This window comes from Butyrivibrio sp. MC2013, assembly GCF_000424585.1.
In the GTDB taxonomy this organism is placed as follows: Bacteria; Bacillota; Clostridia; order Lachnospirales; family Lachnospiraceae; genus Butyrivibrio.
On sequence record NZ_AUKE01000004.1, the window covers coordinates 247,870 to 270,123 of the forward strand.

Here is a 22,254-nt window from a genome sequence, read left to right on the forward strand (position 1 = left end):
ATATTTATAGTGACATTGTATAGCTTGTATAAATAACACAAGGTATATATGAGCATTATGCCGATAGCCTTTTTGCATCGCTATAATTCTTCCGTCATATGCCACTATAAGAGCAGCAGATCAGATCAGCTATCACAGTTTCCGTATCAAGCTTATAATACGCATATCCCGGATAGGAGTTTTACTGATCCAGTGCCCTCTTGATCACAGGCTCGATCTTGGGAAGCCACCAAACCAGGTATCCTGCCTGGGTAGGATGAACGGGATCAGCCATATAGAGATCATAGCTCTCCTTATCATTCCGGATCAGCTCACCCATCTCATCATCATGCCACAGGTCAGCCAGAAGGATGCCCCACTTATCCCTGATCGCTACGATCAGCTCTATCATCTGAGAATAGAGCTCGCTCTCAAAGAAGCTCCCTGTGTAGAATACAACAGGACAATGATATGTCTCTTTTGCATAAGCGATGATATATTCAATGGCACCTGCTATAGTCTTGGTATCAAAGCTGTCAATATCCTTAGAGTCTGACACCTTGCCAATATCAAGCCCCCTTGCAGCATCATTGGTAGAAAGCTGGCATACAAAACAGTCAAACTTCTCATCCTTACTGATATTTCTCTTCATCCTGCTGATATAGGACTCATCATCCACATCAGCAAGTGTAGTGCCGTTCACAGCCTCTTTTACGTAGCTGCAGCCAAGTCTCTTGGAAATATAATCCGCAAAGGACACATCCATAGACCTGGCACCCAGGGTTACAGATGAGCCCAGAAAGCATATTCTTTTGCCCTTGTAAGGACTATCTGCCAGCGCCTCAACGTTTTCAAGATGATACTTGGAATCATTTCCCGGAAAGTCTTCCATTTTCATTTCTTCAGCCATAATTGCCCCCTTGAAAATATAATAATGAATACTAAATATAATACTACCATTTAAACCTATATAAATACTATTTATGACTACTCAACTATGATATTTGAAGTTTTCAAATATCAGCATAGTTGTGTATTCCTTCAACTCTTCTGAGCTCGATACTTTTATCACACTTTTCAATAACAGTATATTTATCATCAGAATAATTTTTGCTCATAATGGCAAACACTTTCTGTTGTGGTTTAACCGATACATCTCTTACATCTTTTTTTAAAAGCGTATTGGGGACATTCTGCTTTGTATAGCTATCTGCGACAAATCCCATACATGCACAAATGTTACCTGCAACCTTCTCCGAATAAAGCTTAGGGCCTCGATCAGTAAAATCTCCAATCATTGCAGCTGTTTTTTTGATATTCATCATTTTTAATATTACATCTAATTTCTGATCTGTAGTGCCATCTCTTGATAGCATAAAATCATTTTCAGATAATCTACCATCAATACATTTCTCATAAAAATTTATAGCAGATCTGGTTGTTTGCCTGTTTAAGATCACGCCTGTCAAATGTAGAAAATTAGATCTATGAAAGACTACCTCATAATAATCCAACCCGCTTATTACATTGACTTTTTGAAATAACTGCTTGTTGATAACAGCCGGAACGCCATAAATAAACAAAAGCTTCTGATCCTCAAGGTTTTCGTGATATAGTTTTGCCGACTTTGTAATAATAGATATTGCCTTTTTCTTGTCCATTAAGATCTAAAAAATCCTTTACTGCAATTTAAAATGGGAATGTCATCGCCGCAGCAGTTAACATTCCCATTTAGTGGTTGATTTTTCCGTTGTCTGCCAACCTCCAGCACCTATGTCTGGATAATATCAGGTTTTTCCGTTGCCTGCCAACCTCCGGCACCCAAGTCCGGAAAAAGTATCAGATTTTAGGTGTCAACCCACCAAGGCTTCAGCCTTTTCTTATCTATATCATATATCGGTCCATAAATAAATACAATGTACATTATATCTAAAAATCGTCATGTTGCACGAACATTCGGATTCCGCTCCTTGCTTCGCAAGGGCTACTTCCTCATCTTGATTGATTTACACTTAGTGATATACACGAATTGCTCCGCAGCGTTGCTGCTCCCGCAATTCTACGAACATTCGGAATCCGCTCCTTGCTTCGCAAGGGCTACTTCCTCATGTTCGTGCGGGTCAAAAAAGCCCCGGGACATGCAAGCAAGCTTGCAGTCCCGGGGCTTTTAGACCCTGTATATCAGATCGTAAACCTATCCAGGTTACCGTTGATCGTGTCTACTGCCTCTGTTACAGAGTTTGCAGCCTGAGCAACCTTTTCGGATGAGGATGCAACACCTTTAGCAGCTTCTGTTACATGCTCAACATTTTCTGCGATCTCCTGAGTGGATGCTGACTGTTCCTCGGATACGGAAGCCATATTAGCTGCTACATCGTTAACAGTCTCCATCTGACCGGCCATCTGACTTAGGATATCACTGGCCTTGGACAGCTCAGAGGTGATCTCTTCAAAGGTGCTTGCAGCCTTATTAACTGACTCGGAACTGTTGTTGATCAGCACCGAGTTGGACTCGGATTTTTCTGAGAGCATCTGTACTCTTGCGGACATATCCTTGATAATGCCTGCAATCTGATTAGTAGCTTCTGCAGAGTTTTGGGCAAGTGTTCCGATCTCATTTGCAACAACTGCAAAGCCTTTACCCATCTCACCTGCTCTTGCAGCTTCGATAGAAGCATTGAGGGACAGGAGGTTGGTCTGGGAAGAAATGGAGTTGATCAGGTCGATGATCTCGTTGATCTTATCAGCTGCATCATTAACTGAATTAACTGCTTCTGACATATCGTTCATGGAGCTTACGATATCGTTCATTCCGCTTGCGACTGTTGCCATATCCTTCTGACCTGCATTAGCCTTTACTACCAGGTCATTCATGGCATTCTCGATCTTCTTCTCATCTTCTGTAACATCAGCAACTGTCTGGGCCAGTACTGTTGCATTCTCTGCAACTTCGTTAACTGCACTCGCCATATTGTCGATGTTCTCTCTGATCTGGGTCATGCTCACAGACTGGTTATTAGCCGCATCTTCCAGACTCTCTGCTGTAGTCTTGGAGGTATTGGCATCATCCTGGAGCCTTCCGGATACATCCTTGATCTCTCCAAGGGATGATCTCATGCCTTCTACAAACTCGCCCATGGCTCTGTTCATATAAGCAATCTCATCGTTACCGTCAGAAGTTATATTGATAGCAAAATCACCGTTGGATATCTTTCCAATGTTATCAGTTAGGGCAGTTACAGGATCCTTGATGATCTTCTTTAGTACTATGTTAAGGATGATGACGATGATGATAATGGCGATAAGGAGTCCCACAACCAGGATGATGGTCAGTCTTGTCAAGCTACCCATAACCTCATTCTGATCAGCATAGAGAACCACTCTCCAGTCAGTTCCACTGATATTATATGAAGTCATGTAGTAATTTACCTTACCAACCTTTACTGATGATACTTCAGGCGTATCTTTGCCGGCTTCAGAAGCCACAAATTCTCCTGCAGCAACAAGGAAAGGATTATCTGTGATATCAGCGGTCTTCTGGCCATTGTATGAAGAATCTGCAGAATAAGACAGGATCAGTCCCTGCTCAGTTATCATCATATAACCGCCGGTCTTATAACCTGTGTCCTCGTTCAGCCTCTCCTGGGATGATGCCAGCATCAGGTCTGCTGCAAAGCAGCCATCCCTGCCGTCCTTCATATGGATATGACGGAGCACTGTAGCACACAAATCTCCTGTAATGGTATCGAAATAAGGTACATCATAGAAATAGAACCAGCTGTTGGTAAAGCCGATACACTGCTGATACCACGGCTTTTCCAGAATATTTTCCATGGTAAAATCCGGATCAGGAGCATAGATAAAGGTCTCATCCTCCAGTGTAAGATAAGCACCTGTAGGGATCATCTCATATCTGTTTATAGTTCCTACAAGATAATCCACAATCGCCTGTCTGTCCTTGAACTCATTTTGTTCAATGGCATCAGCAACACCATTCAGATAATAGAAGGTTGAAGACAACTCTTTGTTGATCTCAATAGCCTTCTCGCCCACCTGATTGGTAAGGGATTTATGAGTCAGCTTGGACATCATATTATAGCTGACACCCAGAGTAACAGACTCAGCTATAGCAATGGTTATGATCAACAATGCTACAAAGAGAAACGACAACTTGACGCTAATAGCTTTTGGTGATTTAGTATCTTTTGAATCAACTTTGCTCATCAATCCGAACCTCCGTATTCACATGTTTAAAGTTACTAATACTCACTCTCCGTATTTCGGATTGAAACTATATACAAATAATAGTTTTTTAATAATTATTTATATGACGTAAGGGTCAAAAGTCATTTCGATTCGAGCTTGCTCGAAATCGAATATGAATTTATGACCCGCAAAACATGAGCAAAGTAGCACGTAGTGCGGATTTGCGAATGTTTTAGGATTGTGAGAGTTTCGAAGAAACGGAACAATCCGTTAGTCATAAGGTGTCAAAAGGAACTTTTGACACCTACCTCATTTATATAGATGGTCAATAAATAACAGTCCCTCCTCCCCTGTCTTCAGGGGAAAAGAGACTGTTATGTCATCATTGCAAAAAGATTTTTATTTCAGCTTATGGATAAAGAGTCCGGATAAAAGCTTCGGCTCAAACCATGTAGATTTGGGGGGCATGAGCCTGCCGGCATCAGCCACATTAAAAAGTTCCTCAACCGAGGTGGGATACATTGCAAAGGCCACCCTTCCATCGAGCCTGCATCTTCTCTCCAGCTCTTCAAGGCCTCTGATACCACCTACAAAATCAATTCTTGGATCAGTCTTGGGATCTTTGATGCCCAGTATCTTGTCCAGTACTTCATTCTGCAGGATAGAGACATCAAGGCCGTCCACAGGATCATCAGATCTGACCTCATCTCTTGCAGTAAGCTTGTACCATGATCCATCCAGGAGCATTCCTGTTTCATATTTCTTAGAAGGCTTAAAAGGACTGCTGACCACCTTTTCCACTTCATAGCTTGCAGACAGAGCAGTTATGAATCCCTCACTGTCATAATCCCCCAGATCTCTTACTACCCTGTTATAATCCATGATCATCAACTCATCTTCAGGAAATAGCACTGCCAGAAAATAGTCATATTCCTTTTCCCCTGTTGGCTCAGGATCCTGCGCTCTTCTTGCCAGACCCACCTTTACAGCAGAAGCACATCTGTGATGTCCATCTGCAATATATATGGAATCTATCTCCGAAAAAGCTCTGCTGATCTCATCAACATCTCCCTGATCAGCACATACCCAGACCTTATTGTCTGTACCGTCCGCAGATCTGAATTCATATACAGGAAAGCTGCCATACCTGACCTTATCCACTATCTTACTGATCTTATTATTTGATCTGTATCCCAGGAAAATAGGTCCTGTATGAGCATCACATGCGTCCACATGACGAATACGGTCCTCTTCCTTTCTTGCCAGTGTATTCTCGTGCTTCTTGATCACAGAGTTCATGTAATCATCAACTGATGCGCAAGCCGCAATACCTGTCTGAGTCCTGCCGTTCATGGTCTGCTGATAGATATAATAACAGGGTACGCTGTCACATACATAGGTGCCGTCTTCTATTCTCTGATCTAATATCTCTCTTGCCTTCTCATATACTTCAGGCGCATACATATCATGCCCTTCTTCAAAGGCAGTCTCCGGTCTGTCTATGGCAAGAAAAGACATGGGATTTTCTTCCACTCTTTTTCTTGCTTCTGCAGAATCAAATACATCATAAGGCAGATCAGCACATTGCTCTACCAGCTCAGGCTTTGGCCTGTATGCCATAAAAGGTCTTATCTTAGCCATCTCGTCCTCCCCAAGTCACATCATATTTTAGAAAAAGAATCAAGCAGGATCCTCCTGCATAGCATTATATGCCGGAAATGATCCTGCTCGATCATACCATATTTTACAAAATGAAGATAAAAAATATAGATAAATAAGCAAACGATTATTCTGTAAAGATCACCCTAAGCGGTCATCAAAGTTTTAATCAAAGGCTCTGACGAACAACTCTTACTCTGAATACGCCATCAATAGCTTCAAGCTTCTTGACTGTCTCCTCGCGGATATCCTCTTCAAAATCCATCATGGTGTAAGCAACATCATTCTTGGACTTATTCATCATGTCTGTGATGTTGACGCCCTCATCACCAAATTCCTTGGTAAACTTGGTGATCATGTTAGCTACATTCTTGTGGAAGATAGCAATACGAGGTCTGGTGCATACGCCCATTGTCACATTAGGATAGTTAACAGAATTGCTGATATTACCATTTTCAAGGTAATCCTGCATCTCCATAACAGCATTAACAGCGCAGTTATCCTCAGACTCCTCTGTAGAAGCTCCCAGGTGAGGGATTACGATGCAATTGTCATGACCTGCTGTTGTCTTGTTCGGAAAATCTGTTACATACTTTCTGATCTTGCCGGAGTTCAGGCCTGCAAGAACAGCCTCTTCATCGCAGAGTACATCTCTTGCAAGGTTGAGGATGATAACACCCTTCTTCATCTTTGCAATAGCTTCCTGACCGATAAGGCCCTTAGTGGACTCCATAGCAGGTACATGTACAGTGATGATATCACACTTGGAGAAAATATCATCCAGATTGGTCACATGATGTACATCAGAAGACAGATTCCATGCTGCATTTACAGAAAGGTAAGGATCATAACCATATACATCCATTCCCAGCTGCTTTGCTGCATTAGCTACTCTTACGCCAATAGCTCCAAGACCGATGATACCCAGCTTCTTGCCCATGATCTCGGTTCCGGCGAACTTCTTCTTGGCCTTCTCTGCCTGCTTTGCAATATCAGGGTCACCCGCATTGGACTTAACCCATTCTACGCCACCGATGATATCACGGCTTGCCAGCAGCATAGCTGCGATCACCATTTCTTTAACACCGTTAGCATTTGCACCGGGTGTATTGAATACTACGATACCCTTCTCAGCACAACGATCCAGAGGAATATTATTAACACCTGCACCTGCTCTTGCGATGCAAAGGAGCTTATCTGAAAACTCCATGTCATTCATAACAGCACTGCGGACCAGGATGCCCTCTGCATCATCCACATTATCAGTAACTTCAAAGTTCTCATTGAATTTATTAAGACCGATCTTAGCGATAGGGTTGAGACATTTGTACTTGTACATAACTCTTATCCTTTCCAGAAAGAATGATTTATTTATTGTTCTTCTCAAACTGATCCATGAAGTTGACCAGTGCCTGTACGCCTTCCTTGGGCATAGCGTTGTAGATGGAAGCTCTCATACCGCCTACGCTCCTGTGACCCTTGAGGGATACCAGGCCATTCTCAGCAGCTTCCTTGATGAACTTGGCATTAAGCTCATCAGAGTCAGTAACAAAAGGTACATTCATCAGAGATCTGTCCTTCTTTACTACTGTTCCCTTGAACATGGATGACTGATCAAGGAAATCATAGAGGATAGCAGCCTTTTCCTCATTTCTCTTCTGCATCTGTGTAAGACCACCCTGAGCCTTGAGCCACTTGAATACCAGACCGCAGATATAGATAGCCCAGCAGTTAGGTGTATTGTAAAGTGAAGCTGCATCAGCCTGAGTCTTGAACCTGAGCATTGTAGGTGTGAAAGGCATCACATCATCTCTGATCAGATCCTCGCGGATAATGGAGATAACAAGACCAGCAGGACCTACATTCTTCTGAACACCGCCGTAGATGATACCGTACTTGGATATATCTTCAGGCTCAGAAAGGAAGCAGGATGAAACGTCTGCGATCAGATCCTTACCCTTGGTATCAGGCAGCTCATTGAAATGAGTACCATAGATAGTATTGTTCTTGCAGATATATACATAATCCATATCATCTGTGATAGGAAGATCGGAGCAATCAGGCAGATATGAGAAAGTCTTGTCTGCACTGGAAGCCAGCTCTACTGCTTCACCATAAAGCTTAGCTTCCTGATAAGCCTTCTTGGCCCACTGACCTGTGATAACATATCCGGCCTTCTTGTTCCTCATCAGGTTCATAGGGATAGCTGCAAACTGCTGGCTGGCGCCACCCTGAAGAAAGAGGACCTTATAGTTGTCCGGGATATTGTAGAGATCTCTCAGATCCTGCTCTGCTGTCTGAATGATACTGTCAAAGGTCTTGGAACGATGGCTCATCTCATTAACAGACATACCTGTTCCGTGATAATCAAGCATTTCCTTCTGTGCTTCAAGCAGAACCTCTTCCGGTAGTACCGCCGGGCCGGCTGAGAAATTGTAAACTCTGGACATCTTTCTAATCCTCCATACCTTTTCAAAATAATTGATTCATCATCGCATTGGCGCGTTAAAGTGCGTCATTAAATTCATTCTAAACGCGCAAGAAAAAAAGTCAATAGTTTCAGAAAAAGTTTTTGCGTTTTTGTAAAAATATTTTTTTGATCATCCCACTCCATTACATGTGTTATTATTAATCAACGCGTGCACGAATTCTTTGATAATCCTAGAGTTTTCTCAATTACATTCTTGAATAATTCCACAAAATCATGTAATTTTTCATTGATTATTCTTTGCTTTTCATATAACTTATCGCCAACTTTATATTTATTTTCAAGGCAAACATCAAAGTTTTTTTTAATAAAATCGGAGTATATATGCAAAAAATGTTTATCAGATATAAATCTGATAAGCCTTCTTCATTAACCGATTTATATTCTGCACCTGGATATCCAGGTGCATCAGGAGGTTTTATACCTAAGAAGCTTCATTTGGCACGCCTTAGGTATACTTTACACTTGCAAAACTCTGTGCATTAGAATGTTTTATACCTAAAAAGCCTTATTCGTAGCTCTTTAGGTATACTTTACACTTGTGTAGCCCAATGCATCAGGATATTTTATACCTAAGAAGCCTTATTCGTAACTTTTTAGGTATACTTTACGCTTACAGAGGTCTATGCATCAGGAAATACTATACCTAAGAAGCATTATTCGTAACTCTTTAGGTATACTTTACAATTGTATATGTTATTAGATGAAGCTTCAGAAACACGCATTTACTGCGTGTTTCGTGAGAACATGTTGCTGGCAAATAGGCCCAGCGGCCCTAGCCGCTCTCAAATGGCCTATTTGCATACATTCTTCAAAAGACTTGCGAACACAAGGCTTTTGAAGTACAACACTGTCATCCTTATTTAAAAATACCGGCTATAAAAAAGCGGCCTTGCAAAATCCCCCTTGCAAAACCGCCTTAATCAAACGCAAATCAATATTAGTGTATTTTTCCCGTAGACTTAATCTTTAAAGCTCAACCTTAGGAAGAGTATCAAGAGATTTCTGAAGATCTGCATCTGAAGGGATATAATCACTCATCTCTCCATCATTGTACTTCTGATAAGCTACCATATCAAAATATCCGGTACCGGTAAGACCAAATACGATATTCTTTTCTTCTCCGGTCTCCTTGCACTTAAGTGCTTCATCGATAGCTACGCGGATAGCATGACTGGATTCAGGAGCAGGGAGGATACCTTCCACTCTGGCAAACATCTCTGCAGCTTCAAATACGGAGGTCTGCTCTACGCTTCTGGCCGTCAGGATACCCTGGTCATAGAGCTCGGAAACAACAGAGCTCATGCCGTGATAGCGGAGTCCTCCTGCATGATTGGCTGAAGGGATGAATCCGCTTCCGAGAGTATACATCTTGGCAAGAGGACAAACCTTACCTGTATCGCAGAAATCGTATGCATACTTACCTCTTGTAAGACTGGGGCAGGATGCAGGCTCAACAGCTATTATCTCATAGTTATTCTCGCCTCTTAATATCTCACCTGCAAAAGGAGATATCAGACCACCCAGGTTGGAACCGCCGCCGGCGCAGCCAATGATCATATCTGCCTTGATACCATATTTATCAAGAGCTGCCTTAGTCTCAAGACCTATTACTGACTGATGGAGCAGTACCTGAGAAAGCACAGAACCCAATACGTATCTGTAGCCTTCCTGGCTTGTAGCAGCTTCTACAGCTTCTGAAATTGCACAGCCCAGGCTTCCTGTAGTACCGGGGAACTCAGCATTGATCTTCCTTCCTACCTCTGTCTCCATAGAAGGAGAAGGAGTCACCTTAGCGCCATAAGTCCTCATGACTTCACGTCTGAAGGGCTTCTGCTCATAAGATACCTTTACCATATATACCTGACAGTCCAGATCAAAATATGAACATGCCATAGACAGCGCAGTACCCCACTGACCTGCACCTGTTTCAGTAGTTACGCCCTTAAGTCCCTGCTTCTTGGCATAATATGCCTGAGCTATCGCTGAATTAAGCTTGTGACTTCCTGATGTATTATTACCCTCAAATTTGTAATAGATATGAGCAGGTGTTCCCAGCTTCTCCTCAAGGCAATATGCCCTGACAAGTGGTGAAGGTCGATACATACGATAGAAATTCCTGATCTCTTCGGGAATATCTATGTATCTGCTCTGATCATCAAGCTCCTGCTCTGCCAGTTCCTTGCAGAAGATGTGAGACAGTTCATCAATTGTAACAGGCTGTAATGTAGCAGGGTTCAAGATTGGCGCGGGCTTCTTCTTCATATCTCCGCGAACGTTATACCACTGCTTGGGCATTTCTGATTCTTCAAGATAGATCTTGTAAGGAATATTTGACATAAACCGTTTTAACCTCCCCTATAACACATTAGTACTGCAGCGCAGCAAAGTAACAACTATTAAATAATAGCACAATCCCGCATGCTTGTGAACTCACATAATAGATTAATTAAGCTTACCAGCCATCTGCGAGCATTATAAATGTCCTGAATACAAGGATGTATTTGGGCATGTCCTGAAGTGCATGGATGCACTTCAATGTCCTGAATACAAGGATGTATTTGGGCATGTCCTGAACAAAAGTCCATGTCAGAAGAAAAAGCTAATAGATCACCACTACAGTTCCCACACTGATGAGATCGTAGAGCTCTGCAGCCATCTCTGTAGGCAAGTTGATACAGCCGTGAGAACCGCTTGTCTGGTAAATATCTCCTCCAAACTCTTTTCTCCAGCTTGCATCATGGATACCCACGCCCTTATATACAGGCATCCAGTATTTCACAAAAGATATGTAGCCAGGTCCCTTCAGGTATCTGTTGCGAGCCTTGCCATATACGTAAAAGGCACCTGTAGGTGTATCTCTCTTTCTGGCCTTGTTGCCGGTGACTACATCCGTATCTAGGATAAGCTCGCCATTTTCATAATAATAGAGGTGCTGATTCTCAATACTGATCTCTACATAGGTATCAGTAATATCCGACGGGCCGGCAATTGGCGCCTTGCTATCATATACAGGCTCCCTTTCTCCCTTTATACCACGGGTCAGGGCATCTACCAGATAGTCATATTCACTGTCCAGATCTATTCTGCTGCCGTAGGTACCGCAGCTTACTACTATCTGCCTGCCGTCACTGGTCTTAAATTCGTGGCCCTCATTATAGGTATTGTAACCGCTGCACATAGCAGTCAGCTCTTCATATATCTTACGGCAGCTTATGAGGAGATGTCCCTCTTCATCCGTATAAAAGCCATTCTCCAATATGGCTCCGTCAGGAAAAGAAATAGTCTTATCCCCCGCGATGAAAAGCCCATCTCCTTTAGCTTCACCATCTGTCAATGATGCAGGGGTTTCCTCAGTCACCAGACATTCCGAGATAAATGCCGCTCCTATCTCCTGCTTGTCTTCGCCAAAATCATAAATGATCCCGGTGTCCTCCAAAGCCCTGATCTTGTCATAAGTAGCCTGCATAGACTTCATAGCTTTTGTAGGCTCAGCATCTGCATAGCAGCCGCTTATGGAGCCCAGATCTATCTCGCTCTTACCTCTGGCCGCAGCCAGAGTTATCTCATCCAGTATCTTGTCTTTTACAGGAAAAGACTTACTGTTATCCACCAAAGTCCAGCCATCCTCTATGACATTTACAAATTCAGAGGAAGGCTCAGAATCCTCGATGTCAGTAAAGCCCTGAGCCAAAAGACTTTCTTCTATAGCTTCCCTGTCCACGCTGATGTCTGCAGCAATCTCATAAGCTGAAGCCTTCCAGGCTCCCATGATACCGGTAAAGATATTCTGATTCTCCAGCATCCTTTCCAGAGCAGGATAATAATCCCCGCTGCCGGAAAGCTCATCTGCGGTCAAATGATAGATCCTGCCGTCTCCTGCTGTAACCGTAAGCTCTACAGGTGTAAACTCGGCGTTTAAGAGCTCTGCTGCCTCTCTTGATGTCATACCTGTAAGATAATGCCCCTCATACCAGGTCCCCGGAGCAAACCTCTTACTATAAAAGGCGGCGAGCAGTAAAAGCACTGCCGCCGCTGAAATGATTGATGTTATTATTATTCCTGCGATCCATCTGAAAAATGTCTTCATGATTTAATCAATTGGCCTTGGCTGCCAGATCCTTTTCATCAAAAGCTTCGCTGATAGGCTTTCCTGCAGGTACCATAGGGAATACTTTGTCATCCTTATCAACCACAAGGTCGATGACTACAGGTCCATTTGTATCAAGAGCTTCCTTGATAGCTGCTGCAACATCTTCTTTTTTGGTCACGCGTATAGCCTTACATCCCAGTCCTTCAGCCACCTTGCAATAATCAACCTTATCTGTGAGTACAGTACTGCTGTAACGCTGTCCATAGAAGAGATTCTGCCACTGTCTGACCATACCCAGCACTTCATTATCAACAATAACCTCTATGATGGGTATATTATAACGGGAAGCAGTAGCCAACTCGTTCATATTCATCCTAAAGCAGCCATCGCCTGCAATATTGATGCATACCTTGTCAGGACAAGCCACCTTGGCTCCTATCACAGCACCCAGGCCATAGCCCATGGTTCCCAGTCCGCCGCTGGTCAGGAGAGTTCTGGGCTGCTTGTACTTATAATATTGGGCCGCCCACATCTGATGCTGACCAACATCTGTAGTGATAACAGCATCTCCATCTGTGATCTTATAGAGCTCTTCCATAAAATAGGGGCAGGTGAGCTTGTCGTGGTCATAGCTGGCAGGATACTTTTTCTCCATCTCAGCTATCTCAGCGAGCCACTCATCATGAGCAGCAGGCACAACTACCTCATTAAGATCTGACAGAATATGCTTTAGATCACCAATAACAGAAAAATCAGTCCTCACATTCTTATTGATCTCAGCAGGATCTATATCAAACTGCAGGATCTTGGCATTCTTGGCAAAGGCCTTGGTATTGCCTGTTACCCTGTCTGAGAACCTGGCTCCGCAGGTGATGAGCAGGTCGCACTTTGACACACCAAAATTGGAAGTCTTGGTACCATGCATACCTATCATACCGGTATAGAGCTCATCTCTGCCATCAAAAGCACCCTTGCCCATCAAGGTATCACATACAGGCGCGCCTATCCTATGAGCAAACTCCATAAGCTCCTGACTGGCACCTGAGATAACTGCGCCTCCTCCCACGTAGATATAGGGCCTCTTGGACTTGCCGATCATCTCAGCTGCCTTTCTGATATCATCACTATTGTAATGATCAGCAGACTTGGGCTCAGAGATAACTGCTTTTTCATAATTGCACTTGGCAGCTGTCACATCCTTGGTAATGTCCACTACAACAGGGCCGGGTCTGCCGGATCTTGCTATATCAAAAGCTCTCCTTATGGTATCAGCCAGTTTGTGTACATCCTTAACAATGAAGCCGTGCTTGGTGATAGGCATAGTCACACCTGTGATGTCCACCTCCTGGAAGGTGTCCTTTCCAAGAAGGGGCAGATTAACATTACAGGTGATAGCAACTACAGGCACTGAATCCATGTAAGCAGTAGCAATACCTGTGACCAGGTTAGTAGAGCCGGGACCTGATGTGGCCATGCACACTCCCACTTTGCCGCTGGCTCTTGCATAACCGTCAGCAGCATGTGCAGCGCCCTGTTCATGAGATGTCAGGACATGCCTGATCTCATCGCTGTGCTTGTACAGCTCATCATATATATTAAGGATGGTCCCTCCGGGGTAGCCAAAAACAGTATCTACCCCCTGCTCCTGCAAACATTTGATAACAATTTCAGCACCGTTTAATAACATATTACTCCTCCGAACCCAGTAAATATTAGATAATTGCAAAATGCTTCGCATTCATTAAGTACCGGCGGCTCCAAAGCACCTGCTTATGGAATCTGTACAAGATGCATAAACCACTCATACTGTATATTCCTTAGTTTTCGCCCGGTATCTTCAGTATCGCTCCTGTATTACCGGATGTTACCAGCTTCTCATATCTGGCAAGATAACCATCTGTGATCTTGGGAGCTCTAGGCTGCCAGTTGGCACGTCTCTTCTCCATCTCCTCATCAGATATCTTGACATTCAAGGTATTCTTATTGATATCTATCTGGATGATATCTCCTTCCTCTACCAGCGCAATAGGTCCGCCTACTGCAGCTTCGGGAGATACGTGTCCTATTGAAGCACCACGGCTGGCTCCTGAGAAACGACCGTCTGTGATCAGAGCCACAGTAGAGCCCAGTCCCATACCTGCTATTGCAGAGGTAGGATTGAGCATTTCTCTCATTCCGGGGCCGCCCTTAGGGCCTTCGTATCTGATGACTACTACGTCTCCTGCCACGATCTTGCCGCCCAGGATAGCTGCTATAGCATCCTCTTCACAGTCAAATACTCTTGCAGGACCTTCATGTGCCATCATCTCGGGAGCTACGGCTGATCTCTTAACTATGCCTGTATCGGGTGCAAGGTTACCCTTGAGCACTGCAATACCGCCATTAGGAAGATAAGGATTGTCTATAGGACGGATAACTTCGGGATCCAGATTCTCTACTCCTTCAAGATTCTCACCCACAGTAGCTCCGGTACAGGTCATAAGATCTGTATGAAGGAGATCCTTCCTGGTCAGCTCCTTCATTACAGCATATACACCACCAGCCTCATTAAGGTCTTCCATATATGTAGGACCTGCAGGTGCCAGGTGGCAGAGGTTAGGAGTCCTGTCAGATATCTCATTGGCATATTCCATATTGATCTCAACACCCGCCTCATGAGCGATAGCAGGAATGTGGAGCATGGTATTGGTAGAACAGCCAAGAGCCATATCTACAGCAAGTGCATTCTCAAAAGCCTTTGCTGTCAGGATATCTCTGGGCCTGATATTCTTCTCCAAAAGCTCCATGATCTTGTAGCCGGCCTTCTTGGCCAGTCTGATCCTGGCGCTGTATACTTCAGGAATAGTACCATTGCCTCTAAGAGCCATACCTATAGCTTCAGTGAGACAGTTCATGGAGTTGGCTGTATACATACCTGAGCAGCTTCCGCAGGTAGGGCATACCTTTTCCTCATATTCGCAGAGCTTATCTTCAGTCATAGAGCCTGCTGTAACCTGACCCACTGCCTCAAACATGGATGAAAGGGATCTCTTCCTCTTATCCACATGTCCGGCCATCATAGGACCGCCGGATACAAATATAGTAGGGATATTTACCCTGGCTGCTGCCATGAGAAGTCCCGGAACATTCTTATCACAGTTGGGGATCATGACCATTGCGTCAAAAGCATGAGCCTTGGCAAGACACTCTGTGGAATCTGCTATAAGATCCCTGGTCACAAGAGAATACTTCATTCCCACATGTCCCATGGCAATACCATCGCATACAGCAATAGCAGGTACTACTACAGGCATACCGCCTGCTTCTGCCACGCCCATCTTAACGGCCTCTGCGATCCTGGCCAGTTCCATATGTCCGGGAATAATATCACTCTGAGAAGAAACAATACCTATCAGAGGCTTTCTGCGCTCCTCCTCTGTAAAACCAAGTGCATTAAAAAGACTTCTGTGAGGTGCCTGCTGCAGGCCTCTCATAACGCGATCACTGTTCATAATCTGCCTCCTGCCAAATATACAATTTCATCAACAATACCATTAATTACGAGCAAAAAACACAATACAATTATAACCTTTTTCAGCTTGGAGATGTTAAATTCGCTCCGCTATTCTATCACCCATATCAGAGCATGAGCAGATCTTATCCTTGTCTGTTTCAGCATTTGCAAGGTCTGTAGTCCTGTAGCCCTCGCTTAAGACCGCTCTGATAGCATCATCTATTGCATCTGCTTCCCCTAACAGATCAAAGGAGTATCTGAGCATCATAGCTGCAGATGAAATAGTAGCTATGGGATTGGCTATATTCCGGCCTGCGATATCAGGAGCGCTGCCATGACTGGGCTCATAGAGTCCAAAGCTGGTCTCATTAAGTGAAGCTGAAGGCAGCATTCCAATAGAGCCTGTGATCATAGAAGCTTCGTCTGAAAGGATATCACCAAACATATTCTCTGTAAGGACCACATCAAAAGCTGAAGGATCGCGTACAAGCTGCATAGCGCAGTTATCAACCAGCATATGCTCCAGTGTCACTTCGGGGTAGTCCGCTGCTACCTCATTTACAACCTTTCTCCAGAGCCTGGAGGAATCAAGGACATTGGCCTTGTCAACGGATGTGACCTTCTTACCCCTCTTCATGGCTACGTCAAAAGCCTTGATAGCGATCCTTCTGATCTCGTGCTCTGAGTAACAAAGTGTATCTGTTGCTACCATCTCTCCATTTACTTCTTCTGTCTTTCTCTCGCCAAAATAAAGGCCGCCTGTAAGCTCCCTCATGATCAGAAGGTCAAAACCCTTATCAGCAGAGGCTTCCTTTAAAGGGCATGCATCCTTGAGCTCAGGATAAAGATATGCAGGACGAAGGTTGGCAAAGAGTCCAAGAGCCTTGCGGATAGCCAGAAGACCTGCTTCAGGTCTCTTATTGGGAGGCAGCTGATACCAGGGGGATGTAGAGGTATTGCCGCCTATGGAGCCCATAAGCACGGCATCTGCAGCCTTTGCTTTATCAATAGTCTCCTGGGTAAGAGGCTCGCCGTACTTATCAATAGAGCAGCCTCCCATGAGTACATCTTCAAATACCATTTCATGGCCATATTTCTCAGCCACTTTATCCAATACCTTCTTAGCCTCTCTTACAATCTCAGGACCTATCCCGTCTCCGGGTATACAAGTGATATTAAGTTTCATACTATTCCTCCCTCATGAATATTTATGATTTGATATGTTATTAGACGTACCTTCAGAAACACGCATTTACTGCGTGTTTCGTGAGAACATGTTGCTGGCAAATAGGCCCAGCGGCCCTAGCCGCTCTCAAATGGCCTATTTGCATACATTCTTGGATGTTTTATCCAAGAATGCATTAATATTTATATACGAATTTTATGCAAAAATCTACTACAAAAAAGAGGATGACAGGAAAGCTCAAACTTCCATGTCATCCCCATCTTAACTGGTACAAAATAACAAATCCGGGGTTAAACTCGCAAACGCTTCGCTTTTTGCTCGTTATAAAATCACTGCTGACGCAGTTCTACGGGTACGGGGCTTATAACCCCGCACCCGTAATCAAGATATTCCCACCACCTAAAGGTGATGGGTTATCTTGATTATTTTATATATTATTTTTTGCTGCTCTCAGGCTTAACTGCGTCCTGAGGCTTCTCAACCTCAACAATAGCCTCTTTTACCATAGGGATACGGCAGTTCTTGTTATTACCGAACTCGATGATAACCTTGTCATCACGGATATCAATGATAGTACCGATAAAGCCGCCTGTAGTCCTTACTGTATCTCCCATCTCAAGAGAAGCCATCATCTGAGTCTTCTCCTTCTCCTGCTTGCGCTGAGGACGCAGGATCAGGAAATACATAGCTCCCAGCATTACTACAATCATCAGAATGGATGAATAGCCTGCTGCTGTACTTGCTGCTGCATCAAGTGCCATAGCTCCGTTGTAAAATAACATCTTAATACCCTCCAAAATTCCTCTTTAAAAATCTCTTACGGCAATAGCCGTCTTATCAATGATACACAATTAAAAAGACGGATACAAGAAAAACTTTTACGATTATCCGTTATCAGCCCTTCTTCCAGTTTTTGGCGATATCTCCGCCGGGAGCGCGCTGCTCCTCACCGTACTCTCTCATGGATTCCAGCATATCCTTTTTGTACTGTGCAAATCTTCCTTCATCCAGAGCAGTCCTGATCTCTTCCATAAGATTATTGTAGAAATAGAGATTATGCATTACACACAGGCGCATTCCCAGCATCTCACCGGATTTTAGCAGATGTCTGATATAGGACCTGGAATATCTCCTGCAGGCAGGACAACCGCAGCCCTCTTCTATAGGTTTACTATCCAGCTCATATCTGGCATTAAGGAGATTCATCTTGCCGCGCTTTGTATACACATGGCCGTGTCTTCCGTTTCTGGAAGGATATACACAATCAAAGAAGTCTATGCCTCTCTCTACGCCCTCAAGAATATTGGCAGGAGTACCAACTCCCATCAGATAGGTAGGTTTATCCTGAGGAAGGTAAGGCACCACCTCTTCCAGCACATGATACATCTCATCATGGGTCTCACCAACTGCAAGACCGCCCACTGCATATCCGTCCAGCTCAAGCTCACTGATTCTCCTGGCATGCTCTATCCTAAGGTCATCAAATATAGCGCCTTGATTGATGCCAAAGAGCAGCTGATGAGGATTGACGGTATAAGGCAGTGAATTTAGCCTGTCCATCTCATTCTTGCAGCGGATCAGCCACCTGGTTGTCCTATCCACGCTCATCTTTACATAATCATGGTCAGCCCTGGCAGAAGGACATTCATCAAAAGCCATGGCTATGGTAGAACCAAGGTGAGACTGTATCCTCATGCTCTCTTCAGGCCCCATAAAGAGCTTGTGTCCATCTATGTGGCTATGGAAATACACACCCTCTTCCTTGATACGCCTGTTCTGAGCCAGTGAAAAGACCTGAAATCCGCCTGAATCAGTGAGTATAGGCTTATTACAGGACATAAACTTGTGAAGTCCGCCCATCCTGTATACAGTCTCATCTCCGGGACGAAGATGGAGATGATAAGTGTTGCAGAGCACCACCTGATTCTTGATACCCTCCAGGTCCTGTGTAGATACGCCGCCCTTGATAGCCGCTACTGTTGCCACATTCATAAAAACAGGAGTCTGTATCGTGCCGTGGACCGTCTGAAGTTCAGCCCTCTTGGCCCTTCCTTCCGTCTTAAGGATCTTATACATAAATCAATTCCTCGTATTATAAAGTCATACCGATTCTTAACCTATTTGAAGAAATCAGGTATGCTATTAATGATACTGCGGATTGTTTTGTTTCTTTAAACAACTGCAATCCCAAAATATGATACCATATTTCCTTCTGCCATGAAACAAGCCGCAGCTATGGTAGCTCATATGTCTGCCAAAGCTGCGGCTGTATGTTCTGATCATATAGCATAGGCCCGAAAGCTGCCTGTATTAAAGCTCAAAGAACGGAAATTCCGAAAATGCTGCATTTATCTGTACAGGTATTCGTCCCAAAATTCCTCCAGGCAGATGCCCTCTGAATGCATGATCTGTGCAGCTGCTATGCCCACATATCTGATATGCCAGGGTTCATATTCAATGCCGGTGACAAGTTCCTTGCCCTTAAGATAGCGCACTACAAAGCCATATTTATAGGAATTGTCGGCCAGCCACTGACCGGCAGCTGTATCACCAAAGCCCTCATCCAGAGAACTGTAGTTACTGCTGATGATGTCAAGAGCGATGCCTATCTCGTGCTCGGATGATCCGGGAAGAGTCACTGCCTGAGACGCCAGAGAATAGGAATCCATGTAATTGTAGCCCTGCTCCATATAGGATTCTACCTTGTTGTCAAAGAGCACTTCCTGCCTGGCATTACTGCGATAGGGCGAACATACTACAAGTTCTACTCCGTCGGAAGCGGCACTGTCAAACATCTCCTTCAAGGGAGCCACGATCCTCTCATCACACACCTTGCCGCCTCCGGATACAGAAGCTACTTTAAACTCATATCCCTGAGGTATGGGATGCTGCTTGTTGATCAGGATCAGCTTCCAGTCAGCAGGATCAAAGGTCACTTCATCAGCGGAGTTATCCACTTCTGATTCCTCGATATCATCACCGTGCTCATCTATGCCATCTGCAAAATCGCTGATATCCAGACGGTCGGCATCAGCAACTTCACCAAGGAGTTCTCCGTTATCATCATAGACCTCATCAGTAGAAGCTTTAGTCTCTGCCGCAGGAATAATGTCTGCAGCAGGTGCCACCTCATCATATATGCTGATACTAATATCATATACGGCGTCTAAGACGGCTTCGTCATCTGTCAGAACAACTCTCTCATTTTCAATAGGGGCTCCGATATCCCTGCGAACCGAATCAGTATCAAAGCTGATACCCAGATTGACGTCAGGATATGCAAAGGAACTGGCAAGAATAAAGAAGGCGCAGGAAAGAGACATAGCCAGAAGACGCTTCCTGTTCCTTGAAAAAAGGTCTGCAAAGGCAGTTACGATAACTACCAGAGTAACTGCAGCAACGCAAGGGTAGTACATTTTTTTGTGCTTTTTTACATATAAGCCTATCTGTTTAATGCATCGTTCTCTAACAGAAGGCTGTAATCCGTTATTATGCCTAGTCATTAGTCAAATGCTCCCAGATATTATTTTTACACCCTTTCGTATTATTATACACCATTTTTTCGTTTGGGTGTTTATGTAACGCGCGATATTGTTCAAAATACAAATATTCAGTATTCTAAAGAAATACAGCTTTGTTGTATAATAAAAAGACGCATATCCTAGCATGTTTTTAAATCGTTATATATAAAATAATCAAGATAACCCACCACCTTTAGGTGGTGGGAATATCTTGATTACGGGTGCGGGGTTATAAGCCCCGTACCCGTAGAACTGCGTCAGCAGTGATTTTATAACGAGCAAAAAGCGAAGCGTTTGCGAGTTTAACAATTCTTTATAGCTGGCAGCATATTCCCCTAAAACATGGCAAAGGGTAAATACATTTAAATAAATTTGCAGTTATCACGGAGGTCTATATGGCAGGTTCTGTTTTTGGCAATCAGATCAAAATATCAACTTTTGGTGAATCCCACGGCCCGGGCTTGGGTGTGGTAATAGATGGTTTCCCCGCAGGCATGGAGCTAAACGAAGAGGATATCCAGAAATACCTAGACAGAAGAAAGCCAGGCACATCTTCTCTCACAACGCCGCGCAAGGAGGACGACAAGGCAGAGATACTATCCGGAGTATTTGAGGGTAAGACTACCGGCTGTCCTATTGCCATCCTGATACGTAATACCTCCCAGAGATCCGGGGATTATTCCAAGATCGCAGATATATACCGCCCCGGGCACGCAGACTATACCTTTGATGCCAAATACGGTTTTAGAGATTACAGAGGTGGCGGAAGATCATCGGGAAGAGAGACCGCTGCAAGAGTGGCTGCAGGCGCTGTATGTGCCAAGCTCTTGTCGGGGATGGGCATTGATATCACAGCCTATGCAGCAGCTATAGGTCCTGTCACAGCAGATCTGTCTGTTATAGACAAAAAGACCATACTCTCCTGCCCCAGCTGCATGCCTGATCCCGCAGCTGACAAGAAAGCGGTAGAATATATTGAAAGCTGCAGACAGGACACAGATTCCTCAGGAGGAATAATAGAATGCAGGATCACAGGAGCACCTGCAGGTATTGGAGATCCCGTCTTTATGAAGCTGGACGCTCTTTTTGCAGGAGCACTCATGAGCATAGGTGCTGTTAAGGCGGTAGAGATAGGTGACGGCTGCGCGGTATCCGGCATGAGGGGGTCAGAGGACAATGACGGCTTTAGATATGACGAGGAAGGCAAGCTCTATAAGACCTCAAACCACGCAGGAGGCATAATGGGAGGCATCAGTGACGGCTCAGAGATCCTTCTTCGCTGCCATGTAAAACCAACTCCCTCAATTTCACTTCCTCAGAATACTGTGAGTAGAAATGGAAGCAATGAGAATATAGTGATCGGAGGGCGCCACGATCCTGTCATAGTACCCAGAGCTGTAGTTGTAGTAGAAGCAATGGCTGCAATAGTACTCCTGGACTCCATGCTGTCCAATATGACCTCAAAGGCCTCCAAAGTCATAGAATTCTACAGCAATGATCAGTGAGATCTATAGAAGATTAATTTTTACAAAATAGAAAAATATTCATTACAGCTCTTATTAAAAAGCCGGAAACTGCCGATATATACTGTGGTTTCCGGTTCTTTTTATTTTATAAAAAAAGGATCAT

15 protein-coding genes are annotated in these 22,254 nt (G+C 44.1%); 1 reads left to right on the plus strand and 14 read right to left on the minus strand.

Annotation, left to right across the window (positions count from 1 at the left end; genetic code table 11):
• Window positions 1-181: 181 nt before the first annotated feature.
• The 14 genes from G636_RS17030 to G636_RS19285 all read right to left on the minus strand — a co-directional run bounded on the left by G636_RS17030 (window position 182) and on the right by G636_RS19285 (window position 20,607).
• On the minus strand, window positions 182-889 hold the full coding sequence (locus tag G636_RS17030; RefSeq protein ID WP_051226415.1) for an SGNH/GDSL hydrolase family protein: 708 nt from the start codon (window positions 887-889) through the stop codon (window positions 182-184).
• A gap of 103 nt (window positions 890-992) precedes the next feature.
• Window positions 993-1,640: a PBECR4 domain-containing protein gene (locus G636_RS17035; protein ID WP_051226416.1), complete on the minus strand. Its 648-nt coding sequence runs from the start codon at window positions 1,638-1,640 to the stop codon at window positions 993-995.
• A gap of 520 nt (window positions 1,641-2,160) precedes the next feature.
• Window positions 2,161-4,203 carry a methyl-accepting chemotaxis protein gene (locus G636_RS0102530; protein ID WP_026506738.1) on the minus strand — a complete coding sequence of 681 codons (2,043 nt, stop codon included), beginning with the start codon at window positions 4,201-4,203 and terminating at the stop codon, window positions 2,161-2,163.
• 381 nt (window positions 4,204-4,584) lie between these two features.
• Window positions 4,585-5,826, minus strand: coding sequence for a DUF1015 domain-containing protein (locus G636_RS0102535; RefSeq protein WP_026506739.1), 1,242 nt, complete (start codon window positions 5,824-5,826; stop codon window positions 4,585-4,587).
• A 187-nt stretch (window positions 5,827-6,013) separates the two neighbouring features.
• On the minus strand, window positions 6,014-7,183 hold the full coding sequence (locus G636_RS0102540) for a phosphoglycerate dehydrogenase (protein WP_026506740.1): 1,170 nt from the start codon (window positions 7,181-7,183) through the stop codon (window positions 6,014-6,016).
• 28 nt (window positions 7,184-7,211) lie between these two features.
• Window positions 7,212-8,294 (minus strand): 3-phosphoserine/phosphohydroxythreonine transaminase, encoded by a 1,083-nt coding sequence (gene serC / locus G636_RS0102545; RefSeq protein WP_026506741.1) that lies wholly within the window; start codon window positions 8,292-8,294, stop codon window positions 7,212-7,214.
• Window positions 8,295-9,301: 1,007 nt separating this feature from the next.
• Window positions 9,302-10,672, minus strand: coding sequence for a TrpB-like pyridoxal phosphate-dependent enzyme (locus tag G636_RS0102550; protein WP_026506742.1), 1,371 nt, complete (start codon window positions 10,670-10,672; stop codon window positions 9,302-9,304).
• Between the two features lie 262 nt (window positions 10,673-10,934).
• Window positions 10,935-12,422 (minus strand): L,D-transpeptidase, encoded by a 1,488-nt coding sequence (locus G636_RS19280; protein ID WP_026506743.1) that lies wholly within the window; start codon window positions 12,420-12,422, stop codon window positions 10,935-10,937.
• 7 nt (window positions 12,423-12,429) lie between these two features.
• Window positions 12,430-14,112 (minus strand): biosynthetic-type acetolactate synthase large subunit, encoded by a 1,683-nt coding sequence (gene ilvB, locus G636_RS0102565; RefSeq protein WP_026506744.1) that lies wholly within the window; start codon window positions 14,110-14,112, stop codon window positions 12,430-12,432.
• Between the two features lie 130 nt (window positions 14,113-14,242).
• Complete coding sequence (ilvD, locus tag G636_RS0102570) at window positions 14,243-15,916, minus strand: dihydroxy-acid dehydratase (RefSeq protein WP_026506745.1); 1,674 nt, start codon at window positions 15,914-15,916, stop codon at window positions 14,243-14,245.
• Between the two features lie 96 nt (window positions 15,917-16,012).
• Complete coding sequence (gene leuB, locus G636_RS0102575; RefSeq protein ID WP_026506746.1) at window positions 16,013-17,104, minus strand: 3-isopropylmalate dehydrogenase; 1,092 nt, start codon at window positions 17,102-17,104, stop codon at window positions 16,013-16,015.
• A 434-nt stretch (window positions 17,105-17,538) separates the two neighbouring features.
• Window positions 17,539-17,886: a preprotein translocase subunit YajC gene (gene yajC, locus G636_RS0102580; RefSeq protein ID WP_242826902.1), complete on the minus strand. Its 348-nt coding sequence runs from the start codon at window positions 17,884-17,886 to the stop codon at window positions 17,539-17,541.
• 112 nt (window positions 17,887-17,998) lie between these two features.
• Window positions 17,999-19,180 (minus strand): tRNA guanosine(34) transglycosylase Tgt, encoded by a 1,182-nt coding sequence (gene tgt / locus G636_RS0102585; protein WP_026506748.1) that lies wholly within the window; start codon window positions 19,178-19,180, stop codon window positions 17,999-18,001.
• A gap of 272 nt (window positions 19,181-19,452) precedes the next feature.
• Window positions 19,453-20,607 carry a M15 family metallopeptidase gene (locus G636_RS19285; RefSeq protein WP_081668231.1) on the minus strand — a complete coding sequence of 385 codons (1,155 nt, stop codon included), beginning with the start codon at window positions 20,605-20,607 and terminating at the stop codon, window positions 19,453-19,455.
• Window positions 20,608-21,020: 413 nt separating this feature from the next.
• Here G636_RS19285 and aroC point away from each other — a divergent pair, with 413 nt between their 5' ends.
• Window positions 21,021-22,130, plus strand: coding sequence for a chorismate synthase (aroC, locus tag G636_RS0102595; RefSeq protein ID WP_026506749.1), 1,110 nt, complete (start codon window positions 21,021-21,023; stop codon window positions 22,128-22,130).
• Window positions 22,131-22,254: the final 124 nt, after the last annotated feature.

Coding starts and splice junctions, on each gene's coding strand:
- G636_RS19285 (WP_081668231.1), bottom strand. CDS start 20,607: ATGACTAGGCATAATAACGGATTACAGCCTTCTGTTAGAGAACGATGC.
- G636_RS0102540 (WP_026506740.1), bottom strand. CDS start 7,183: ATGTACAAGTACAAATGTCTCAACCCTATCGCTAAGATCGGTCTTAAT.
- ilvD (WP_026506745.1), bottom strand. CDS start 15,916: ATGAACAGTGATCGCGTTATGAGAGGCCTGCAGCAGGCACCTCACAGA.
- G636_RS0102535 (WP_026506739.1), bottom strand. CDS start 5,826: ATGGCTAAGATAAGACCTTTTATGGCATACAGGCCAAAGCCTGAGCTG.
- tgt (WP_026506748.1), bottom strand. CDS start 19,180: ATGTATAAGATCCTTAAGACGGAAGGAAGGGCCAAGAGGGCTGAACTT.
- aroC (WP_026506749.1), top strand. CDS start 21,021: ATGGCAGGTTCTGTTTTTGGCAATCAGATCAAAATATCAACTTTTGGT.
- G636_RS0102550 (WP_026506742.1), bottom strand. CDS start 10,672: ATGTCAAATATTCCTTACAAGATCTATCTTGAAGAATCAGAAATGCCC.
- serC (WP_026506741.1), bottom strand. CDS start 8,294: ATGTCCAGAGTTTACAATTTCTCAGCCGGCCCGGCGGTACTACCGGAA.
- ilvB (WP_026506744.1), bottom strand. CDS start 14,112: ATGTTATTAAACGGTGCTGAAATTGTTATCAAATGTTTGCAGGAGCAG.
- G636_RS0102530 (WP_026506738.1), bottom strand. CDS start 4,203: ATGAGCAAAGTTGATTCAAAAGATACTAAATCACCAAAAGCTATTAGC.
- G636_RS17030 (WP_051226415.1), bottom strand. CDS start 889: ATGGCTGAAGAAATGAAAATGGAAGACTTTCCGGGAAATGATTCCAAG.
- G636_RS19280 (WP_026506743.1), bottom strand. CDS start 12,422: ATGAAGACATTTTTCAGATGGATCGCAGGAATAATAATAACATCAATC.
- yajC (WP_242826902.1), bottom strand. CDS start 17,886: ATGTTATTTTACAACGGAGCTATGGCACTTGATGCAGCAGCAAGTACA.
- G636_RS17035 (WP_051226416.1), bottom strand. CDS start 1,640: ATGGACAAGAAAAAGGCAATATCTATTATTACAAAGTCGGCAAAACTA.
- leuB (WP_026506746.1), bottom strand. CDS start 17,104: ATGAAACTTAATATCACTTGTATACCCGGAGACGGGATAGGTCCTGAG.